Annotated in this window: 19 protein-coding genes; 16 read left to right on the top strand and 3 right to left on the bottom strand. The window is 37.8% G+C overall.

Translation table 11 applies throughout. The annotated features are described in order from the left end of the window. Positions 1–310 precede the first annotated feature (310 nt). Positions 311–496 carry a hypothetical protein gene (locus J7E63_RS24970; RefSeq protein ID WP_088088290.1) on the bottom strand — a complete coding sequence of 62 codons (186 nt, stop codon included), beginning with the start codon at positions 494–496 and terminating at the stop codon, positions 311–313. Positions 497–709: 213 nt separating this feature from the next. Further along, the gene (locus J7E63_RS24975) at positions 710–1,225 is read right to left on the bottom strand and encodes a J domain-containing protein (RefSeq protein WP_215017498.1); all 516 of its coding nucleotides are present in this window, start codon (positions 1,223–1,225) and stop codon (positions 710–712) included. Between the two features lie 312 nt (positions 1,226–1,537). On the opposite strand from J7E63_RS24975, the gene J7E63_RS24980 reads away from it, so the two are divergent. Genes J7E63_RS24980 through menC form a run of 7 tightly spaced genes read left to right on the top strand, consistent with a single transcriptional unit; the run spans position 1,538 to position 7,793 of the window. Beyond that, a complete protein-coding gene (locus tag J7E63_RS24980) occupies positions 1,538–2,389 on the top strand; it encodes a MurR/RpiR family transcriptional regulator (RefSeq protein WP_215017500.1) in 852 nt (283 codons plus the stop codon). 23 nt (positions 2,390–2,412) lie between these two features. Beyond that, the gene (locus J7E63_RS24985; protein WP_215017502.1) at positions 2,413–3,564 is read left to right on the top strand and encodes an amidohydrolase; all 1,152 of its coding nucleotides are present in this window, start codon (positions 2,413–2,415) and stop codon (positions 3,562–3,564) included. A gap of 12 nt (positions 3,565–3,576) precedes the next feature. Next, positions 3,577–4,365: a transporter substrate-binding domain-containing protein gene (locus J7E63_RS24990; protein WP_215017504.1), complete on the top strand. Its 789-nt coding sequence runs from the start codon at positions 3,577–3,579 to the stop codon at positions 4,363–4,365. Positions 4,366–4,377: 12 nt separating this feature from the next. Beyond that, positions 4,378–5,034: an amino acid ABC transporter permease gene (locus tag J7E63_RS24995; protein ID WP_214713834.1), complete on the top strand. Its 657-nt coding sequence runs from the start codon at positions 4,378–4,380 to the stop codon at positions 5,032–5,034. A 50-nt stretch (positions 5,035–5,084) separates the two neighbouring features. Further along, a complete protein-coding gene (locus J7E63_RS25000) occupies positions 5,085–5,807 on the top strand; it encodes an amino acid ABC transporter ATP-binding protein (RefSeq protein ID WP_215017591.1) in 723 nt (240 codons plus the stop codon). Positions 5,808–5,835: 28 nt separating this feature from the next. Further along, entirely contained in the window at positions 5,836–6,663 is an 828-nt protein-coding gene (locus J7E63_RS25005) for a GNAT family N-acetyltransferase (protein WP_215017507.1), read from the top strand. 20 nt (positions 6,664–6,683) lie between these two features. After that, positions 6,684–7,793 carry an o-succinylbenzoate synthase gene (gene menC, locus J7E63_RS25010; protein WP_215017509.1) on the top strand — a complete coding sequence of 370 codons (1,110 nt, stop codon included), beginning with the start codon at positions 6,684–6,686 and terminating at the stop codon, positions 7,791–7,793. Positions 7,794–7,860: 67 nt separating this feature from the next. On the opposite strand, the gene J7E63_RS25015 is transcribed toward menC, so the two are convergent. Further along, positions 7,861–8,454 (bottom strand): thiamine pyrophosphate-binding protein, encoded by a 594-nt coding sequence (locus tag J7E63_RS25015; RefSeq protein WP_215017511.1) that lies wholly within the window; start codon positions 8,452–8,454, stop codon positions 7,861–7,863. Between the two features lie 536 nt (positions 8,455–8,990). Between J7E63_RS25015 and J7E63_RS25020 the strand changes: the two genes are divergently transcribed. The 9 genes from J7E63_RS25020 to J7E63_RS25060 all read left to right on the top strand — a co-directional run bounded on the left by J7E63_RS25020 (position 8,991) and on the right by J7E63_RS25060 (position 21,347). Further along, positions 8,991–11,729, top strand: coding sequence for a hybrid sensor histidine kinase/response regulator (locus tag J7E63_RS25020; RefSeq protein WP_215017513.1), 2,739 nt, complete (start codon positions 8,991–8,993; stop codon positions 11,727–11,729). 5 nt (positions 11,730–11,734) lie between these two features. Continuing rightward, positions 11,735–12,580 (top strand): CheR family methyltransferase, encoded by an 846-nt coding sequence (locus tag J7E63_RS25025; RefSeq protein WP_215017515.1) that lies wholly within the window; start codon positions 11,735–11,737, stop codon positions 12,578–12,580. Beyond that, positions 12,522–14,585 (top strand): PAS domain S-box protein, encoded by a 2,064-nt coding sequence (locus J7E63_RS25030; RefSeq protein ID WP_215017517.1) that lies wholly within the window; start codon positions 12,522–12,524, stop codon positions 14,583–14,585. Before J7E63_RS25025 ends, J7E63_RS25030 begins: the two co-directional genes overlap by 59 nt. A 39-nt stretch (positions 14,586–14,624) precedes the next feature. After that, positions 14,625–15,596, top strand: a complete 972-nt coding sequence (locus tag J7E63_RS25035) for a sugar ABC transporter substrate-binding protein (protein WP_215017519.1) — start codon at positions 14,625–14,627, stop codon at positions 15,594–15,596. A gap of 490 nt (positions 15,597–16,086) precedes the next feature. Beyond that, positions 16,087–16,767: a GntR family transcriptional regulator gene (locus tag J7E63_RS25040; protein ID WP_251033754.1), complete on the top strand. Its 681-nt coding sequence runs from the start codon at positions 16,087–16,089 to the stop codon at positions 16,765–16,767. A 137-nt stretch (positions 16,768–16,904) separates the two neighbouring features. Beyond that, the gene (locus tag J7E63_RS25045) at positions 16,905–17,792 is read left to right on the top strand and encodes an isocitrate lyase/PEP mutase family protein (protein WP_215017523.1); all 888 of its coding nucleotides are present in this window, start codon (positions 16,905–16,907) and stop codon (positions 17,790–17,792) included. A 54-nt stretch (positions 17,793–17,846) separates the two neighbouring features. Continuing rightward, on the top strand, positions 17,847–19,268 hold the full coding sequence (locus J7E63_RS25050; protein WP_215017525.1) for an FAD-binding protein: 1,422 nt from the start codon (positions 17,847–17,849) through the stop codon (positions 19,266–19,268). A 25-nt stretch (positions 19,269–19,293) separates the two neighbouring features. Beyond that, positions 19,294–20,067, top strand: coding sequence for an SDR family NAD(P)-dependent oxidoreductase (locus tag J7E63_RS25055; protein ID WP_251033751.1), 774 nt, complete (start codon positions 19,294–19,296; stop codon positions 20,065–20,067). Between the two features lie 14 nt (positions 20,068–20,081). After that, complete coding sequence (locus J7E63_RS25060) at positions 20,082–21,347, top strand: ABC transporter substrate-binding protein (RefSeq protein WP_215017527.1); 1,266 nt, start codon at positions 20,082–20,084, stop codon at positions 21,345–21,347. Positions 21,348–21,420: the final 73 nt, after the last annotated feature.

The following is a 21,420-nucleotide window of genomic DNA, read 5'->3' on the forward strand; positions in this document are numbered from 1 at the left end:
TTGCAATTCTTTAGGTTGATTACCTCCCTGTTGATTTCCGCGGAAGGCACGCAGACTCCTGCGGGAGTACGGGGCAGGGGAGACCCCGCAGGAGCATAGCGACGAGGAGGCTCCCCGGCACGCCCGCGGAAAGCGAAGTGCCTAGAGCGGAAATCAACAGACATGTTGCAAAGCCTATATATTAATAATATTATAACGAATTAACGCGTTGAATTGTTAAAGTTATTGTAGAAAATAAGAGGCTGTCGAAAGTTTCTCGACAGCCTGAGAAGATGAATTTCATCTTCTTTTCTTTTTGCTAATTTAAATTTTAGGCTCGCTGAATCGTAGTGGTTGAGAAGTTTTTAACCATCTTTTGTAAGTTTCTATGGCCTTCTCTTAATTTTATTGTTTCTTCGATAATTTTTTGGAATCCTTCCAAATCTCTATCAGATGCATTTAATAACGACTTCGGTAGACCTTCGACGATTTGTTGTAGGGATAAATCCATACTCAAGGAAAATGACCACCTTTCAACTTATTCGTTAGACATCTGTTACGTCTTCTTTACTATTTTTGTAACGAGATGATTTTTTCCTGCTATCACGTTTTAAAACTTATCTACATTAATCTCCATATTTTATAATGAATAGTTAAATTACTTCTTAATCGGACAAATTAAGACGGTAAATCATATGGTACTTCTACTGTTTGTAGAAAAATATTAAATTTAAATGGTCTTTTTGTAATGTTCATAAAACACTTTGAAAAGTCTTTCGTCACCACCTCGATCGGGATGAAGGGCTTTAATTAGTTTCTTAAACTCTTTCTTTAACATTGCTTTGTCAGCCCCCGCATCTAAACCAAATAGTGAGTTAAAGGTAAGTGGGGGATGTTCGGAAAGTGCATATTCTGCTTTTAACATTTTTTTTAAGCCATTAACTTTTGCTTGTTCGATCCGAATAGTAGTTTTTACCTCTTCGATTTCCTCTTTTAATTTCTGGTTCTCTTGAAACGTCTTTTCCCATTGCAGATAATCAATACCAAATTGTTTAATCTTGTCCTCAATTTTCTTTTCTAGTATGAATGCTACTAGATCTTTTGGTTGGATCAAGAAGTCAATATTAAGATGTTTGGTCCTTTTCGCTTTTATTTTCCCTTCGAGGATCCAACGTATGACGGTTTGTTCACTGGCTGTTATCCCTTCATCCCTTAATTGTTCAGTAACCTCTTTTACATTTAACATATGATCCACTCATTCTTGATTACTAGTATTTTTAACATTTTTTTAATAGTTACATTCAATGTATCACACATAAAACCTTTCAGGTTTACGATAATATTAAATTTGATTAAGAATTATTTTCAAAAATAACTTTTATATTAAATTTTAAGAAAGACAATGGCAAAGGTGCCTTGGAAGATGCCAGAATTGAAAATCTTATTTTTAAAAAAAGATTTCTAAATATTCAACGAATAGGGTATAATAAAAAACAATAAAGAAGTTACTGCAACATTTATTAATTATGAAGCATTTCCTGCACGGATTGGAGGACACATGAAAAGCTTTGAAACGATTATTAAGGAAAAATATGAAACGTTGTCTCCTGGACAAAAAAAAGTAGCCAAACATCTGATCGAAAAACTAGATGAATCAGCTTTTGACACGGCAACTATGATTGGACGAAAGGTAGATGTTAGTGAAACTACCGTCATCCGACTCTCCTATGCGTTGGGATTCAATGGATTTAGCGAAATGCTCCATTACATTCAACAGCAGATTGTAAACAAAAGTATGCATCCATTCAGTACAAATTCCAAAATCGAAAATAAAGAGGAAGAGCACACTTCTCTTTTTACGGAAATCTTGGAAAAGGAAATTCTTTCCCAGCGACAAACCAATCACCAGCTCAATGAAACCGAACTTTGGAAGGTCGTTGATGTTTTAATCAAAGCAGATCGGATCTTCATTTTGGGAATGGGTGCATCCTATGCACCGGCTCACTGGTTTTCTTTTCAGCTTCATACACTGCGGGATCAAGTCACACTTTGTCCGTCAACAGGAGAAATCTATGAGCGGTTAACCGATTTAAGTGATCGCTCTGTTCTATTTATTATCTCGTTTCCTCGTTATTCGAAGGAAACCCTGCATATTGCAGAATGTGCCAAAAAACAAGGGGTTCCAATCATTTGCGTTACCGATCGTTTATTGTCTCCGATTGGTCGAATCGCCGATTATACGCTGACAACAGAAGAAGATTCCGAATCGGCCGCCCATTCCATCACACCGGCGATCATTTTGTTGGATTTTATCATTGCTGGGATGAAGGTAAAAAATTCGGAGCAAATCCAAGTTCGACAGCAGAAATTAGAAGAACTTTACTCGAACTATGGTGTGTTTGTTGAATGACAAATTAGGAAAGGAGTTCCACAATGAGCCAGCTTATCAATTTTATGAACGAGCATGAACAAGCGATTCTAAAGACTTATGCTGATCTGAACCAATTGGCGGAGCCAAGCTGGCAGGAACAGAAAACTTCACAATATATTCAGGAAGAATTAGCGAAAGCAGGGATCTCATTTAAAACATACGAAGGGCATTTTGGTATTGTTGCCGATATTCCAGGAGAAGGCAACGAGATTGTTGCCTTACGTGCCGATATGGATGCCCTATTACAAGAAGTGAAAGGGAAGGTTCAACCCAATCATTCCTGCGGGCACGATGCCCACAGCACCATGGTATTACATACTGCCTTAGCCATAGCTGCTAATAAATCTTTTCACACTAAGCCGATCCGGTTTATTTTTCAACCAGCAGAGGAGAAGGGGGAGGGGGCGCTGCGAATGATGCAAGAGGGTGCTTTGGAAGGTGTTCAATACTTATTTGGTGTTCATCTTCGTCCATTGATGGAAGTTCCAATGGGGAAAGTGGCTCCTGCCATTGTTCATAGTTCCTGTGCGACCCTTTACGGAGTAATTAAGGGAAAGCAAGCACATGCATCGCGGCCTCAGGACGGCATCAATCCGATCGAAGCCGCTTCCTACTTAATTCAGGCCTTACAAAACATTCGCTTAAAAAGCCCGAATTCTTTTTCTATTAAAATGACAGGTTTACATGCTGGAGGAGATTCCTCCAATGTCATTCCGGAAACCGCTAATTTTATTTTGGACTTACGTGCAAGTACAAATGAAGCAATGGATGAACTGCAGTCCATAGCAGTGGATTTGCTAGAGAAGGTCGGTACTTTGACTGGGACAAGTATAAACGGAACCGTGAAAGAATTTGTTCCTGCTGCAAGATTAAATACAGAAGCTATAAAACTAGCAAAAATGGCCGCTGCCTCTGTCTTGGGAGAAGAAAATGTAGTAGACAATTGTATTTCACAAGGAGGAGAAGATTTTCACTTCTATACCCTGCAAAAACCGGAAGTAAAGGCTACCATGATTGGATTAGGCTGTGACTTGCGTCCTGGACTTCACCACCCGGACATGCAATTTAATCAGAAGGCACTACTGTATGGAACGAAAATATTAACAAGTCTACTTTATAATGCCGCTTCAAAAAATAATGAAAATAAACATTAATGGGGGATCATTATGAAAAAGTATATGGTTGGTTTGTGTATAGCTTGTCTAGTCCTGATCATGGCAGCCTGCGGTGGAAGCAAAGAATCTAGCGGTTCAGCAAAAAGTGATACGCTTCAATCAATTAAAGATAAGGGAGAAATTGAGATTGCCATGGAAGGGGCGTATCCTCCCTATAACTTCATTAATAAAAGTAATAAATTAGAAGGATTTGACGTGGACATTGCCCAAGAAGTGGCGAAAAGACTTGGTGTAAAAGCGGTTCTATTGTCTAACCCATGGGATAGTATGATCCCTGCATTAACAGGCAAAAAGTTTGATATGATTATTTCCGATATGGCGATTACAGACGAAAGAAAGAAGAAAGTATCTTTTAGTGACCCTTATTTTACAACAGGCAATCAGTTATTTGTTCCAAAAGATTCTTCTATCAAAGCACCAAAAGACATGAAGGGGAAAAAAATTGGTGTAACGATCTCAACCACTGCTGCAGAAGAGGTAACAAAGCTTGGGGCCGATGTGAAACTGTATAAGAATGATTTTCTTGCTTTTGAGGACTTAGTAAATGGCCGACTAGAAGGTGTATCAACTGACCAAGGTGTCGGTGCAAAAATTATTCTCGATCAAAATTATAGTTTAGTAGCAATTGATGGTCTATTGAACACAGAGCTAGCAGGAATGACCATTCGAAAAGAAGATAATGATCTCGGTAAAGAGATCAATAAGATTATTGCCGAAATGCAAAAAGACGGGAAATATGAAGAAATTAGTAAAAAATGGTTTGGAAAAGACATCCGATAAGGAGCTAAAGACATGTTAGATTTTTCTCTTGTTACTCAGTACATTCCATTTCTACTCGAGGCATCTCTAATGACACTTGAAATCTCCATTGTTTCCTTAGTACTAGGGTTAATTATGGGAATCATTATCGTGATCATGAAGATTTCAAAGTTTAAGATTTTGTCTTTGTTCGCAGACTTTTATATTTGGGTCCTTAGAGGTACCCCCCTTTTGGTTCAACTATTTCTTGTCTACTTTGGTCTTCCGCAAATAGGGATTGAGTTGAATCCCTTTACCGCCTCTGTTCTTGCTTTAGGAATAAATGCTGGAGCCTATATTGCCGAAATTTTAAGAGGGGGGATCTTGTCAATCCCTAAAGGACAGATGGAAGCAGCACAATCACTAGGTCTGAGTTATCCAACGATCATGCGGAGAATTATTCTCCCGCAGGCGTTAAGAGTAAGCATACCTGCGATTGGCAATGAGTCTATTACACTACTAAAAGATTCATCGCTCGCTTCTCTTGTTACCGTTTCAGAATTAATGATGACTTCACAAAGATTTGCATCAACCAACTATGCGTTTATCGAGTTCTATATTACTGCAGCCGTTCTATATTTAGTGATGACAACGATCTTCTCGTTTTTCTTAAGAAAGGTAGAATTTAAGTTGTCGGTTAGTGAACGTTAGTAAAGGGAGGACCTACCTTGTCAAATAAAGTGAAAGATCATCGTCATCCTATTATTGAAATTGAAAATGTCCATAAAAGTTTTAATCAGCTGGAAGTCTTAAAAGGGATTAATTTACAGGTGTACACAGGCGAGGTCGTTGCCTTGATTGGTTCCAGCGGATCGGGGAAAAGTACACTCCTTCGCTGTCTGAACGGGCTCGAGACTCTTTCATCTGGCCGAATTTCGATTGATGGCACGAAATTAAACTATTCGCCGAAGAGTATTCAACAAATTAGACGGGAAGTAGGGATGGTGTTTCAACAATTCAACTTATTTTCGCACCTGACCGTTGTACAAAACATTATTGAAGCGCCGATTCAGGCGTTAAAGAAGTCGAAAGCAGAAGCTGTCGAAAAGGCATTAGTTTTACTAGAAAGGGTCGGCCTTGAAGATAAAAAAGATGTATACCCAAGGAAACTTTCTGGAGGTCAGCAGCAGCGGGTCGCGATTGCACGGGCGATGGCGATGAATCCAAAAATTATGCTGTTTGATGAACCGACCTCCGCCTTAGACCCAGAACTTGTTAGTGAAGTTCTTAATGTTATGAAGGGATTGGCCGAAGAAGGAATGACGATGCTGATCGTGACTCACGAAATGAAGTTTGCTAGAGAAGTGGCCGATCGCGTCATTTATATGTGTGACGGGGTCATCGAAGAACAAGGAGCTCCAGCACAACTGTTCACAAATCCTACTAGTGATCGTTTAAAAAGCTTTCTTACAAATGTCATCTAATCAAGTGGCAGGAGGATAGTTACTTAATATGGACTTACAAAAACTGATTACGATACGCATGTTACATACGGCAGAAGAATTGACTGCTGTGAGAGATTTAGAAAGTCTTGTTTGGGCTGATGAGGATCCAGTACCCGTTAACCATAGCATTGCCGTTGTTAAAAATGGCGGGATGGTGATTGGCGCTTTTTCTGGAACTCGATTAATTGGCTTTCAGTATAGCTTTCCAGGATTTGATGGGACAAAAGTCTATCTATGTTCGCATAGTATGGGGATTCATCCAGATTTTCGGAAAATGGGAATCGGGGAAAAATTAAAATTAAAGCAGCGTGAAGAAGCACGAAAGATGGGGTATCAACTCATCACGTGGACGTATGACCCACTGGAAACGGTCAATGGATATCTTAATTTAAGCAAACTTGGCGGAGTGTGTACGCAGTATATTGAGAATTGTTATGGTGAAATGCCTGATATTCTTAATGCAGGGTTGCCATCTGACCGCTTTTTAGTGGAATGGAACATAGCTGAGGAAACGTCTAAGCGGATGAAAGATTTCGTTGATAACCATGAAGTGCCCCTCTTAATTCAAGTGGAAGAGGATGTCGAGGGGTTTCCGGTACCGAAGGATATTTTTCTAGATAGGGAGAGGGATGCCTGGGCCAATCTCCTCTATGTTCCGGTTCCAAATCAATTCCAAACGATTAAATTGAATAATTTAAATGCTGCATTAGAATGGAGAATGAAAACGCGCAAGGTTTTTACCCATTATATGAGCAAAGGGTGGACGGTTACGGAATTAAGGAAAAGTGATCAGCCTTACCTTCATCATTATGTATTAACCAAGAAACATACTTAACGGAGTGAGGTATAAATAGTATGGAAATACAACGAATTGTGTTAAGACATATGAAAATGGATCTATTACACCCCTTCACGACCGCTGTAGGGACCGAATATGATAAAGATTTTATTTTGGTCGAAGTCAAAACGAAGGATGGCATTACGGGATGGGCTGAATCCGTTGCTGCGATTGATGCCACATATAAAGAAGAAACTGTCAAAACGAATTGGCATATGATGGAGGATTTTCTGATTCCACTTCTTCTGAAAGAGCCAATTTCTCATCCAGATGAGGTCTCCGAACGCTTTCATCATATCCGAGGGAATTACATGGCAAAGGCTGCCCTTGAAGGAGCGATTTGGGATGCCTATGCTAAACAGCAAGGAGTAAGTTTAGCGAGTGCCCTTGGAGGAACATTAGAAAAGATTGAGGTCGGCGTCAGTATTGGGATTCAGGATACGGTCGAAGAATTATTAGCTTTGATTGAGGGTCATCTACAAGAAGGATACAAACGGATCAAGGTGAAAATTCAACCAGGATGGGATTTAAACATTTTAGCAGAGATTCGAAAACACTACCCAGATATTCCATTAATGGCGGATGCAAATACCGCTTATACTTTAGAGGATATCGATACGCTTAAGGCGATGGATCAATTCAATTTAATGATGATCGAGCAGCCATTGGGCTTTGATGATATCATTGATCATGCGCAACTTCAAGCGCAAATCGAGACACCGATTTGTCTGGATGAAAGTATCCATAGTGTGGATGATGTGCGAAAAGCCATTCAACTTGGCAGTTGTAAAATTATTAATATTAAAATTGGGCGTGTCGGAGGCTTAACAGAATCTAAAAAAATCCATGATTTATGTGAGGCGAATGGGATTCCCGTCTGGTGTGGCGGCATGCTTGAGGCTGGAGTTGGCAGGGCGCATAATATTGCAATAACAAGCCTGTCTAATTTTACTCTCCCAGGTGATACAGCTGCTTCTGCCCGGTATTGGAAGGAAGATATTATTGATCCCGAGGTAACAGTGGAGGACGGGATGATTACAATTCCAAAACAACCCGGTATCGGGTATGAACCGAACCGAGAGCGTATTGACAAGTACACGCTGTATAGTCGTACTTTTCATTCCTAACTAATGAATATTTATTAAATCAAAAAACGCCAAACCTTTGAATTCCACAATGGTTTGGCGTTTTTTACTAACGAGATAGTATGGTTTGATGGTTGTTATGGTTAGGGGGTACCATCGGATAGACGTTTTCTTCTTCCACATAAATCTTTTTCGATGAAGGCGAAAAACCACTGATTCTTCCTGTCACTCGGTCACTGAAACGAACCCCAATACTAATTAAAAGGTCACAATGATGGACGGCTTTATTAGCGGCAAACGTCCCATGCATCCCGAGGATCCCCAGGTACAAGGGTTCCTGCTTCCATAGAACCAAAAATTCATGAAACGCTTCATGATTGGTATGGAGAGGATCATCCTGTATTTGTCCTGCTATAATAACTAACGGCACCGAGTCACTATAAGCCGTTGCGATCCCAGTAATGCTATTGGTTATTCCTGAAGCAGTGGTAAGCAGGACTACACCAGGTTTGCCTGTAGCACGAGCGAAACCATCTGCAGCATGAACCGCAGCTTGCTCATGCTGCATCCGTACATAACGAACATTTTTATCTTTCAAAAGCATTAACTCTTGTTCGTCACAGCCAAAGAAGCAGTCCACACCTAGAGAACTTAATGAATTTAAAAACATTTCTACATCTGAAAATTCTTTTAACAATGTCATACCCTCACCTGATTTCTATTTTTAAAGAATATTCTAAAATATTTGGATTCATTTGTATGTGAAATAAATCATATTTCCTATAATTTTTGATTGTCTCCATTCCCAGAGAAGAAAAAAAACGGTAACTGTAGTAGTATTATAGTGAAGGTGATTGTATGGAAGCAGGGGTTAATCGTCAAATGGTAGTGAACTCGTAAGTTTGTTATATTGAAATAATAAAACGATAAAGAGTGAAACCTTCACATTTACTATAATTCTTCAAAATCCTCTAAAATTGGACATTTTTAACAGGCTATTCATTTAATATCTATTAATTATGGGTGGAAGTATGTGCATCCTTTTTATTAGCCACTTTCCTTCATTTATATAAAATATTATGTAGACGATAATATTGACTTAAAGTAAAATAAAAAAATATGAAAGATAATTGATAAATGGGAAGTTTTATTATTTTGAATATTCTATTTTTTGTGACAACTATAATTTAAGTTTAATAGATTAACCTGTTAATAAACGATAGGAAATATGGAGGTCTTATGAAATTTAAAACAAAGCTCTATACGAGCATCGGTTCATTACTGCTATTGTTTTTTATTATCGCCATCATTTTAATGAACATGCTCGAACAATCGACAGTGAATATGAACGTTGTTGTTAATGATTTAAATGAGAGAATCGAAATGGCTTCCGATATTAAATATGAGACCTCTAGAATAGGTCTAGAGCTAACTTCGATGTTAACTGACCGTGGAAATGATATCCATTTAAATGCGACGAATTCTTGGGAAGATTCCCATACCAATTTGCAAGCGGCGATTGAATCACTAGAAAAAATGGACAAGCAAGAGAAATCTAAAGAACTAATTGCAAAGTTTAAAATATTGCAAGAATCATATAAAAATATGGGGCAGCAAGCTTTGACAGAAAAAAAATTAAATGGGGAAATGGAAATTCCTGCTGTCTTTTGGACTGATTCTGAACTTTTAAGACAAAGAATGATTCAAATTGCCGATCTTCTCTATGGATTGCAAGAACAAAAGATGAAAAATGAACTTTTAAGGTCTAAAGATACATATAATATGGCTGTCACCATTATTTACATTTATCTAGCCATTGCCTTATGTATTGGCATTAGTTTCACGTTTTGGATTATTAGAGGTATGACAAATAACCTGAACAAAATAACAGCTGTTATGAAAAGTGCTTCCACTAGTGATTTTAGTTCTTTGCCCCGAATTGAGCTTTCCACTAAGGGTGAGTTGGGTGAAATCGCTGTTTCCTTTAATAAAATGGCACATGCACTAGAGGAACAAAGTAAGCTAGAGAAACAATTAAAAGAAGAAGCAGAAGAGCAAAGTTGGCTGAATAGGAAAATTGCCGAGATTGCTACCATTTATCCTGAGGTTGAAAATGTTTCTATGTTAGCAGAATTGTTAATTACAAAACTTGTACCGATGGTAGGAGCAAGTTACGGTGTTTTTTATGTTAAGGAAGTGGAAGAGCGAGAGAAGTATCTAAAAAAGATTTCTGCCTATGCCTCTTTGAATGATAATAAAGATTATATGCGTTTTCGTTTTGGAGAAGGTCTGATCGGACAATGCGCACTTGAAAAACGATCCATCTTACTAACCAATGTCCCAGATCACTACGTAAAAATTAAATCAGGACTAGGAGTAGGATCACCGAAAAATATTATTATTTTACCGATTCAATTTGAAAATGATGTACAAGCTGTCATTGAAATTGCATCATTTGAGTCCTTTAGTCCCCTTCAAGTTAAACTATTGGAAGCCGTAACTCATAATATTGGTATTAAGATAAATAGTATTGTTAGCCATATGAAAGCAGAAAGATTATTGCAAGATTCACAAGCCTTGACAGAAGAACTCCAAGCTCAATCAGAAGAACTGCAGTTACAACAAGAGGAGTTAAGGACGACGAATGAAAAACTTGAAGAGCAGTATATAGCCTCTGAACAAAAGAACAAGGAAATCGAAAAGGTTAGGGAGGCGCTTGAAGAGAAAGCTCAACAATTGGAGCTTAGCTCTCAATATAAAACGGAGTTTCTAGCGAATATGTCCCATGAGTTAAGAACACCACTTAATAGTTTACTAATTTTAGCACAAATACTTGCTGAAAACGGGGATGGAAATCTAACCGCTGACCAGGAGGAGTATATTCAGACGATTTACTCATCCGGTAATGATTTACTTCATTTAATAAACGATGTTTTAGATTTAGCCAAAGTGGAGTCAGGGAAATTAGATGTAAACCCTACAGAGGTAGAGCTACAGGATGTACATGATTTTATCGAACGACAATTTACTCCGATTTCGATTCGAAAAAATGTACAGTTCACTATCAAAATGGAAAAAAGTTTATCAGGGACATTCAATACAGATGAACAGCGTTTACAGCAAATTTTAAAAAATCTCCTTTCCAATGCGTTTAAGTTTACTGAACGTGGCAGTGTGTCATTAGATGTTCGGAAGGTTATAAAAGACCTCAGTGGCAACCTGTTTGCAGGAGAAATTCGAGAGCAATCGATGCTTGCATTCTCCGTTATCGATACGGGAATTGGCATTGATAAAGACAAACAGGAAACGATATTTGATGCCTTTAAACAAGCGGATGGAACGACAAGTCGTCAATATGGCGGCACTGGCTTAGGACTTTCCATTAGTCGAGATATGGCACAGTTACTAGGTGGATTTATAGAGGTAACGAGTAAGAAAGGGAAAGGAAGCACCTTCACTTTATACTTGCCATACTTTCAAACGATCAACAATACAGTAGGAAATACCGCTTTGGAAGAAGTAGCCATAAGTCTTTATGAGGATGATCCACTTAAAGATATAGAAGATCAAGTAAATCAATACGGCATTTCTTCTTTGAAAAACAAGAAAATACTCATTGTAGATGATGATATACGGAATGTCTATGCCTTAACAATTGCGCTTGAAAAATATGAAATGAATATTATTATTGCAGAAAATGGTCGTGAAGGGATTGAGGTATTAAAGGACAACCCAGATACAGAATTAATTTTAATGGACATTATGATGCCGGAGATGGATGGGTTTGAAGCGATGAGACAAATTCGCCAAATAACAGAATTTCAAGCAGTACCAATCATCGCTCTTACAGCCAAGGCAATGAAACGCAGTAGAGAAGAATGTTTAGATGCTGGAGCAACGGATTATATCAGTAAGCCGATTAACTTAGACCAGTTATTTTCCTTAATGCAAGTATGGCTGTATAGTAAGGAGGGCTAGAAAATATGATAAAGACACCTGATATTCTCCAGTCAGAAGAGATAGAAAGAATTGAAATAGAATTACTGCTAGAGGCCGTATTTCGTTATCATGGTTATGATTTTCGAAACTACGCCTTTCCGTTTATCCAAAGGAGAATTCGCCATCGTGTTTTTAAGGAGAATCTTACAAGTATTTCGGCTCTTCAAGAAAAGGTACTACGAGATCCAGTAGTCATGGGGGAATTGCTTTCTGAATTCTCGATTAATGTGACAGAGATGTTCCGGGATCCTTCATTCTTTAAGTCATTCCGAACAAAGGTCATCCCTTTAGTAAGAGATTATCCTGAAATTCGAATTTGGCATGTTGGCTGCTCTTCAGGGGAAGAGGTCTATTCTATGTCTATTCTCTTACATGAAGAAGGGATTTACGATAAAACGAGAATGTTTGCCACCGATATAAACAAAGGTGTTCTAGAAAAGGCAAAGCAAGGTACCTTTCCATTAGATAGGATGCAGCTCTATACCAAAAACTATATCGAGGCAGGCGGTAAGAGGGCCTTTTCAGAATACTATAAGGCAGTGGATGATAAGGTTTTTTTTCATCCCTTTTTGCAAAAAAATGTTGTGTTTGCCCAGCATAATTTAGTAACGGATCAATCATTTAACGAGTTTGATATCATTATATGCCGAAATGTCTTTATCTATTTTAATAAGGTTCTTCAAAATCATGTCCATACGTTATTATATAATAGCCTAAGCCCTTCAGGTTTTCTTGGGTTGGGTAAAAGAGAGGGGATAAAATTTACTAGTTATGAACACTGTTACGGAGAATTTGACGCATCAGAAAAACTCTATCGAAAAGTTAAATAGTCCCCATTCCAAAAAGGTAAATATTTTAATGGTGGATGATCATCCCGAAAATCTATTAGCATTGAAAGCTGTACTTACTTCTCCCAATTATCACTTAGTAAGTGCGAATTCAGGAAAAGAAGCATTAAAATGTATGTTAAAACAAGATTTTGCTGTAATTTTACTGGACGTACAGATGCCTGGTCTAAATGGATTTGAAACGGCGAAGCTTATAAAGGCTCGAGAAAAAACAAGACACATCCCGATCATTTTTATCACAGCCATTAGTCAAGATATGGAACATGTGCATCAAGGGTATGCAGTAGGGGCCATTGATTATATTTTTAAACCCTTTAATCCCAAAACATTGAAGCAGAAAATCGAACAATTTGTTAAAATATATCAAAATCACAATGAAAATATCATTCAATCCGATAGAGAACGTAAGGTTGAACTGAATAAAGTGAATAAAAAGTTAGATAGAACAACGATAAATTTACGACGGACAGAGGCATTATCCAAAGTTATTGGTGAAACCATCGTCGACACGATCCTTACCTTTGATGATCAATGTTCTATTCTATCAGTGAATCCAGCTATAAAAAGCATGTTTGGTTACAAGGCTGAGGAATTAATCGGTAAACATGTGGTAATGCTTTTTCTAAAATGGATGGGTAACGACATCCAGGATTCTTCGTTTTCATTCTTTTCCTCAATCAAGCAATCTGTCGGAAAGGTGATAGAATCGGTCGCTATTCGGAAAGATGAAAGTCACTTTCATGCGGACATTCTAATTGGTGAAACCACAGTTGAAAATCAACAGCTTTTTGTTTGTACAATTCGAGACGTTACAGAAAGAAAACAGATAGAAGAAATTAAAAAACTCCAATTCAATAATATGGAACAAATAGTTGAAGAACGCACGCTAGAACTGATAAGGGCTAACGAGAAACTACAAGAAGAGATAGAGGAACGAGAAAAAATCGCCAACCATCTCTACCGTTCCCAAGAAAGATTTCGTAAAATCTTTGAATCTAGTCCCTGCCTAATGGCGATTTTTTCGCAGAAGAACTTAACCTTTATTGAAGTAAATACTAGTTGGATTAAATTTACTGGTTATAGCCAAGATGAGTTGGAAAAACACAAAATAAATTTGAAGAATTTTGTCGATGAATCAACGGGGAAACCTATTAATCTTGATCGGAAAATTCGTAATAAGAAAATTAGCTATAAAACGAAAAACGGAGATATTCGCGACGGATTATTATCGACTGAAATGATTGATATCGATCCAGAACCATGTACGCTAATTGTTTTAACAGATATTACCGATACCGTTCACCTGGAGAAGGAGATGTCACGATTAGATCGGTTGAATTTAATCGGTGAGATGGCAGCAGGAATTGCCCATGAAATTAGAAATCCGATGACAACTGTTCAAGGGTTTTTACAATTATCAAGGAATAACAGCGCTAATTTATCAGCAGAGATTATTGATTTGATGTTAGATGAATTACGTAGGGCGAACGCGATTATTACTGAATTTCTTAATTTAGCCAAAAACAAGGTCAGTGTGAAGAAAAAGCAAAACTTAAATACGATACTAGAAGCATTATCTCCACTAATTCAAGCGGAGGCTTTTCGGTCAAATAAACAAGTTAAGCTTGATTTAAATAAGTGTCCGGATATTTATATCGATCAAAAAGAAATCCGTCAGCTAATTTTAAATATCGCCCTTAATGGACTCGATGCCATGTCGTCGAATGGAAAACTTACGATAAAAACATATACAAAAAACCAAGCCGTCATTTTAGAAATAAAAGATCAGGGTCACGGCATCAGCCCGGACGTTCTACAAAAATTAGGAACACCTTTCTTTACAACGAAGGAAACGGGAACAGGATTAGGTTTGGCTATTTGCTACAGTGTAGCAAAACGACACCACGCTGAAATTGATATAACAACGGGGGATGAGGGGACCATTTTCTCGGTTCGCTTTCAATTAAATCCCATTCTTAATAACTGATCGTTACTATTCTTAAAATAAGAGAGAGGGGAGGATGTATTGTTAAAAAATAGAAAACTAGTTTATTTTGTAGGAGCGGTTATTTCTGTCATCATTATAAGTTTTATTTCTAATTCATTTGTAGATGAAAGACCGAAAGTGGTCATTGTTTTAAAAAGTTTAGACATACAATATTGGAAAATTATTAAAGCAGGCGCTGAAAAAGGGTTCAGAGATTTTGGCATCGATGGGAAAGTTATCGCACCACGTAATGAATCTGCTGAAGAACAACGTAGATTATTAGAGAAGACCTATCAAGAAAATCCAGATGTATTAATTGTCGCACCGACGGATTCAACGGTTCTTCCTTTACTGGAAAAGTTTACTGATATCAAAAAAACTCCTGTATTACTAGTAGATAATGATTTTCCATTGGAAAATAAAACTTCTTATATCGGTACCGATAACGTGGATTTAGGAAAAAAAGCAGGCTCACTTTTAGCCTCGCAGCTCCAACCTGGAAATAAAGTGGCCATTATCGGTGGCGATTTTTCCATTTCAGTATTTAGAGAACGGATGAATGGCGCTGAAATGGCTTTTAAAGATGCGGGGATCATCTTGGCGGCTGAAAAAGTAGGGATATCGGATGATCCCAAAACAGTAAAAAAAGAAATGACAAAGATATTGCGCGATCATCCGGATATTAAGGGAGTCTTTGCCACAAATGACATTTCTGCTTTACTTGTAATTAAGGTATTGGAGGAACAAGGTGTTACGATACCAGTCATTGGAGCAGACGGAATTCCCGATATGCTGAAGTTAATCAAGGATGGAACGATATCTAGTACTGTAGCACAAAATCCATATGATATGGGATATTTAAGCGTTGAAACAGCATTGAAAGTAACAAGAGGAGAAAATGTTGAAAAAGTCGTTGATACGGGTGTAGATATCATAATCAAAGAGAATGCGAAGCAGAGACTAGACTTCCTGAATAAATTGTTAAATGAATACCAGGTAATGAATAAATGAGTGTCAGGCACCAACCAGATAATTGGATGGTGCCTGACACTTTTTTTTGTTTAATAGTGGTTACCCTGTTTTTTGTGTTGAATTGAAAATTAAGTGAGAAATTCAGGAATTAATTATTTTGGCTATGAGAATTAAATAATTTCAAAACGGCCATGCTTAATAGTTTATCAGGCACGATCAAGTTATGGAAGATGCCATTGCTAAGCTTAGAAGTACATCCAAAAAGATGAGAGGAAATTGATAGTTCAGTAATAACTGAAGAGGGTTGTTTAAATATTGAAACAGCCTAAAAGAAAAAACTATGTTTATATAAATTTGCATAAAATTCAAAAAATATTGACAAAGGTAATTTAAGGTAATAAAATAAACTTATAAATAATTGTATACAATTACACAGTTGCACAATTATACATTCATACGAATTTGCTATTTGATATAATAAAACAATTTGAATAGGCAAAAAATTTTTAAATGGGAGGAGGTTTTAGTGATGCAATTATCCCCGTTTGGTAACCGTAGGGTATCTACTAAAGATTTTGTATACTTTGAGATAAAAAAAAGAATAATTGAAAGCGTTTTGAAACCTGATCAACCGATAAATGAAGAAAATTTGGCTGCTGAACTTGAGATTAGTAGGACTCCTATTAGAGAAGCATTGCAAAGATTAGAAATTGAAGAACTAATAAAAAGACAACCAAACGGACGACTCAAAGTGGCACCGTTAACAACACAAGAAGCGAACGAGATTTTTACTATTAGAAGTCTATTAGAAGGATTAGTGACTAGGGAAGCAACGTTAAAGGCAACCCCAGCTGAAATTCAAACCCTTGGGCATATTACTCAACATATTGTGGAAGCGGCAATTAAGGATAACAGGGAAGACGTTGTAAAATTCGGAAGTGAATATCATTCCTATCTGTATGAGATTAGTGGAAATAAAACAGCCCTGAAAATGTTGTATCAATTAAATGATCATATCTCCAGATACCGTAGGATTGCCCCTACCGAAAGCAATTCTCGAAGTAAAAAAGCTGCTCAAGAACATAACGAATTATTTGAAGCTATAGCAAAAAAAGATCATGAAAAGGCAGAAATATTAATGAGAGAGCATATTAAGAACAGCCAAGCGGCTGCAATAAAGGCAATAGAATCGCATATTCAAGATAATTAATATAAAAAAAGATTGAAATGTTAAAATTGTGTCTTTTTCTCTAGATGCATCGAGACCTTATCTATAAAGGTCTTGGTCTATTTTAATTTTTCGGAATATTTGAAATGTTCAGTAGCGTTAATGGAGGGAAGTAAATCATGTCCAAAACTAAAGAGTTTCAAAAATTAATACAAAAACCAGTTCCTTTTATCCTCCCTGGAGCCTATGATTCGATGTCAGCTAGATTAATAGAAGAAATTGGATTTAATGCGATATATGCAACAGGTGCTGGTATTTCAAATGCCCAATTAGGTTGGGCAGACGTAGGGCTTACATCCCTAAAAGAAGTGGTTGAAATCGTTGCACGTATGACTGACGTAACCACTATTCCGATAGTTGTGGATGCCGATACAGGATTTGGTAACGCCATTAATGTAATGCGTTCAGTACGTGAGTTTGAAAGGGCAGGTGTTGCTGCGATTCAAATAGAAGACCAGGTTTCCCCTAAGAAATGCGGGCACTTCAATGGGAAAGATGTTATTTCCAAAGAAGAAATGGTCGGTAAAATCAAAGCCGCTGTGGATACAAGAAACGATGAAAATCTAGCGATTATTGCCCGAACGGATGCATTAGCCGTAAATGGCATGAATGACGCATTGGAAAGGGCAAATGCCTATGCTGAAGCTGGGGCTGATATTATTTTTGTTGAAGCACCGACAACAATTGAACAATTAAAGCAAATTACCAGTTCATTAAAAGGGATACCTCAAATAGTAAATCTAGTAGAAGGTGGTAAAACCCCGCTAATTACCTTGAAAGAAGCAGAAGAAATTGGTTTTAAAATCATGTTGTGTGCAAATACTGTTCTTCGTTCAGCGATCAAAGGAATCTCAGAGTCTTTAAGAATATTAAAAGCAGAAGGTTCACAAGAAAATGTGCACGATTTGATTTGTACATGGGAAGAGAGACAATCACTCTTTAAACTCAATCAAATTAAAGCGTGGGAAAAAAAGTATGCTGAAAATCAATCATTTATTAAAAAGTAAACTTTCTATTTGAAAGCCCTTTCTAAAATTTAAGAGTTAAAAGGAGGACCAAAAGTGGTTCAAGATGTTGATTACGATATTATTGTCATTGGATGTGGAGTTGCTGGGACCTCAGCCGCATTGTCTGCTGCTGAAACAGCTAAAAAAAAAAATAAGAACTTGAAAATTGCCATTCTGGAACGAGCTGATTGTGACCATAGGGGTGGAAACTCACGTTGGACAGCTTCCTATATGCGCATGAAGAATCTAGATGAAGTGGCAGATAACTTTGTAGAAGACATGCTGGCTTTTTCAGACAACTATTCAGATCGAGAGTACATAAAAACTCTCGCCCAGGACGCTGGTAGTACATTGCGGTGGGTCGAGGAAAAAGGTGTTGAATTCGATTACCTGCCAACGATGTTTTTAACAGCGTCTAGGCCTCGCTTGCTTCCAGTAGGCGGTGGACGAGCCATCGTAGATACACTATCCCGCCGTGCAAGTGGACTTGGGGTAGAGATTATTTACGAAGCTACTGCTTGGAAATTACTTCTTGATGACGAGGGTGTAGTGAATGGACTAATGGTGCGTGTCAAGGGTGGAACCTCACTTCAATTAAAAGTTGGAGCAGTCGTGTTAGCGTCAGGTGGATTCCAGGGAAATCAGGAGATGATGTCCCAATATATCGGCAGAGACGCACATAAAATCCGACCAGTTGCAGAGGGTGGTTTGTTTAACAAGGGCGAAGGAATTCGGATGGCAAGGGAGCTAGGGGCAAAAACGGCTGGTCAGTTCGACTCATTTCATGCTGAACCGGTCGACCCAAGAAGTAAGCGGGAAGAGGCTGCTGTTATGACATACCCTTACTTTATTTTGGTCGATCAAAATGGTAAACGTTTCGTTGATGAGGGGAAAACAACAGTTGACGAGCAATATGAAGAGGTTGCACGGACAATATTCCACGATCTTCCTGGTCATATTGCCTATATGATCGGCGATCAAAAAATGTATGAAATTCCAAACTATGAACGGGCAATGGAAACCGATAAACCGGCCATTGTTGCTGATACGATTGAAGAACTGGCTGAAAAGATTGATGTGCCAGTAAAACAACTAACCGCAACTATTGAATCCTATAATGCTGCTGTTCAACCGGGTGAATTTCATTGGGATAAAAAGGATGGAAAACAGGCAATTGGAATTACTCCACCAAAGTCCAATTGGGCGATTCCAATTGATAAGGCTCCGTTTATCGCCTATCCAATTGCATGCTCCAATGTTTTCACTAATGGTGGATTAGCTACCGATACGAATGGGCGTGTTCTATCTCAAGATCATGATCCGATTCTAGGTTTATATGCAGTCGGTGAGACGGCTGGTCTTTATTACGGAAAATATCCAGGCGGGACATCTGTGCTAAGGGGTCTTGTGTTTGGCCGCCGTGCCGGTGTTCATGCAGTTTCTTACTTGAACAATTCAATGAAACTCGAGGTTTAATTTTATAGAAATACAAGGCACTCGAATGTATTTTCGAATGGATTTTAAGTATTTTGAAAGGATGATGGCATTGGAATTAAAGGGTAAAGTAGCATTTGTTACAGGCGGCGGAAGGGGTATCGGAAGAGAAACTTCAATTCTCTTAGCAAAACAGGGTGCAAAAGTTGTTGTGTTCTCAAACGACGAGGCTGAAAGCCAAAAAACAGTAGACTTTATTCGAGATAATCATAATGGTGAGGCTATTGCTCTTTATGGAGACGTTCGTTCAGAGGAATCTGTTAAAAAGGCTGTCGAAGAAGTCCATTTAAAATTTGGAATGATTGATATTTTAATCAATAACGCAGGTGTTATGACCATCAAGCCGTTTGATGAAACCACTGTTGAAGAATGGGATTTAAATCAAGATGTAAATGTACGCGGCGTGTATTTATGTACTCGTGAAGTAGTCTCAGATATGAAGGAGAAAAAGGGTGGAATTATAGTTAATATTTCCTCGATATGGGGGACAAAAGGTGGTCCAAATCGTAGTGCATATATTACTTCGAAGTATGCGGTGGTGGGATTTACTAAAGCCCTTGGGGAAGAATTTAAACCTTACAACATTAGAGTAAATGCTGTATGCCCAGGTCCAGTAGACACAAAAATGATGGAAGACCTTGCCCCAGATGTAAATAAAGAAAATTGGTTACATCCAAAAGATATCGCAAATATCATTGCCGATTTATGTTTACCGAAAATGGCAGCCATAACTGGAACAGCAATCGAAGCCTTTGGTAGCGGAAGACCAGTAAACTTATAAGGAAGGTGACTTAAATGTCCAAAAAAATACTATTAAACTTTTTAATTATTGTTAGTTCACTATTACTAATATTATCAGGGTGTTCTAGTTCTGCAAATGGATCTAAGAAAGGTGGTACTTGGAAAATCGGAGCTTTATATCCTCTTTCTGGAAATCTTGCTGTTCTTGGAAACGAAGCTTTAACGGGGGCACAAATTGCACTTGAAATGGCCAATGAAAAAGGTGGGTTCGATGGTAAAAAATTTGAGTTAATTAAATCAGATGTTACTGACCCACAAAAAGCTACCACAGAAGCAAAACGATTGGTAAATCAAAAAGGCGTGGATTTACTAATTGGTACGTATGGAAGTTCTATTATGCTAGCAAACGCTGGTGTAGCAAATCAAAATAAAAAGATATATTGGGAAGGTGGAGCAGTTTCAGATGCGCTAACTTCACAGGGTTATAAGTACGTTTTCAGAACAAACGATAATACAAGTGCCATGGCTAATGCAATGGTAGATGGTATCCCGGATTTAGCAGCAAGTAAGTTGAATAAACCTGTTGAAGAATTAAAAGTTGCTCTTGTATATGAAGATTCTTCCTTTGGAGCCGCTATAGCTGAATTAGTTCAAAAACGTGCCAAAGAAAAGAATATCAACATTACGTTTAAAGAGGATTATAGTGCAAGCACAAATGATCTATCTTCACTTGTATTAAAGCTAAAAGACCAAAAACATGATGTATTGCTTTTATCACAATATTTCAATGATGCGATTTTATTTTGGAAACAAGCTAGAGAAAATAATTATAACCCTAAAATTGTAATCGCTTCCGGTACAGGGCAAACCACTCCAGATTTTTATAATGGTGTCGGTAAGGATGCAGAAGGTATCTTGGTTGCGGATGTTTCTACAGCAATTAATCAAGATAGTTTAACAGATGAAGCGAAGAGTATGTTGACCGAATTTGAAAAGCGCTATAAAGATAAAACAGGAAAAATTCCTGCTTCCCATTCCGTACGTAATTTTATCTCCATGTACACATTATTTACGAAAGTAATTCCTAAGGCAGGTTCTTTAGATGCAGAAAAAGTTAGGAAAGCTGCACTTAGTATCGATGAACCACTTGGTTCAACCCCATTAGGATTTGGTATTAAGTTTGGCGAGGATGGTCAGAACGAAAGAATTTTTAACACTATTCAACAATGGCAGAATGGCGAACTAGTTACAGTTTGGCCTAAGGACTTTGCTAAAAAGGATCCAATAATGCTTCCACTACCCGAATGGAAAGATCGTTAATTTAAAAGTCCTGGGCTCACTGGAGTACCACTTATGTTTTTTACAGTGAGCCTTGGTAAAAAAGAGGTGAAGA

This window comes from Bacillus sp. ISL-75 (genome assembly GCF_018613095.1).

What these genes read in the sequence shown, in the direction of transcription:
- J7E63_RS25005 (WP_215017507.1), top strand. Translation starts at nt 5,836, where the DNA reads ATGGACTTACAAAAACTGATTACGATACGCATGTTACATACGGCAGAA.
- J7E63_RS25045 (WP_215017523.1), top strand. Translation starts at nt 16,905, where the DNA reads ATGTCCAAAACTAAAGAGTTTCAAAAATTAATACAAAAACCAGTTCCT.
- J7E63_RS24975 (WP_215017498.1), bottom strand. Translation starts at nt 1,225, where the DNA reads ATGTTAAATGTAAAAGAGGTTACTGAACAATTAAGGGATGAAGGGATA.
- J7E63_RS24990 (WP_215017504.1), top strand. Translation starts at nt 3,577, where the DNA reads ATGAAAAAGTATATGGTTGGTTTGTGTATAGCTTGTCTAGTCCTGATC.
- J7E63_RS25025 (WP_215017515.1), top strand. Translation starts at nt 11,735, where the DNA reads ATGATAAAGACACCTGATATTCTCCAGTCAGAAGAGATAGAAAGAATT.
- J7E63_RS25030 (WP_215017517.1), top strand. Translation starts at nt 12,522, where the DNA reads ATGAACACTGTTACGGAGAATTTGACGCATCAGAAAAACTCTATCGAA.
- J7E63_RS24995 (WP_214713834.1), top strand. Translation starts at nt 4,378, where the DNA reads ATGTTAGATTTTTCTCTTGTTACTCAGTACATTCCATTTCTACTCGAG.
- J7E63_RS25060 (WP_215017527.1), top strand. Translation starts at nt 20,082, where the DNA reads ATGTCCAAAAAAATACTATTAAACTTTTTAATTATTGTTAGTTCACTA.
- J7E63_RS25055 (WP_251033751.1), top strand. Translation starts at nt 19,294, where the DNA reads ATGTATTTTCGAATGGATTTTAAGTATTTTGAAAGGATGATGGCATTG.
- menC (WP_215017509.1), top strand. Translation starts at nt 6,684, where the DNA reads ATGGAAATACAACGAATTGTGTTAAGACATATGAAAATGGATCTATTA.
- J7E63_RS24985 (WP_215017502.1), top strand. Translation starts at nt 2,413, where the DNA reads ATGAGCCAGCTTATCAATTTTATGAACGAGCATGAACAAGCGATTCTA.
- J7E63_RS25020 (WP_215017513.1), top strand. Translation starts at nt 8,991, where the DNA reads ATGAAATTTAAAACAAAGCTCTATACGAGCATCGGTTCATTACTGCTA.
- J7E63_RS24980 (WP_215017500.1), top strand. Translation starts at nt 1,538, where the DNA reads ATGAAAAGCTTTGAAACGATTATTAAGGAAAAATATGAAACGTTGTCT.
- J7E63_RS25040 (WP_251033754.1), top strand. Translation starts at nt 16,087, where the DNA reads ATGCAATTATCCCCGTTTGGTAACCGTAGGGTATCTACTAAAGATTTT.
- J7E63_RS25015 (WP_215017511.1), bottom strand. Translation starts at nt 8,454, where the DNA reads ATGACATTGTTAAAAGAATTTTCAGATGTAGAAATGTTTTTAAATTCA.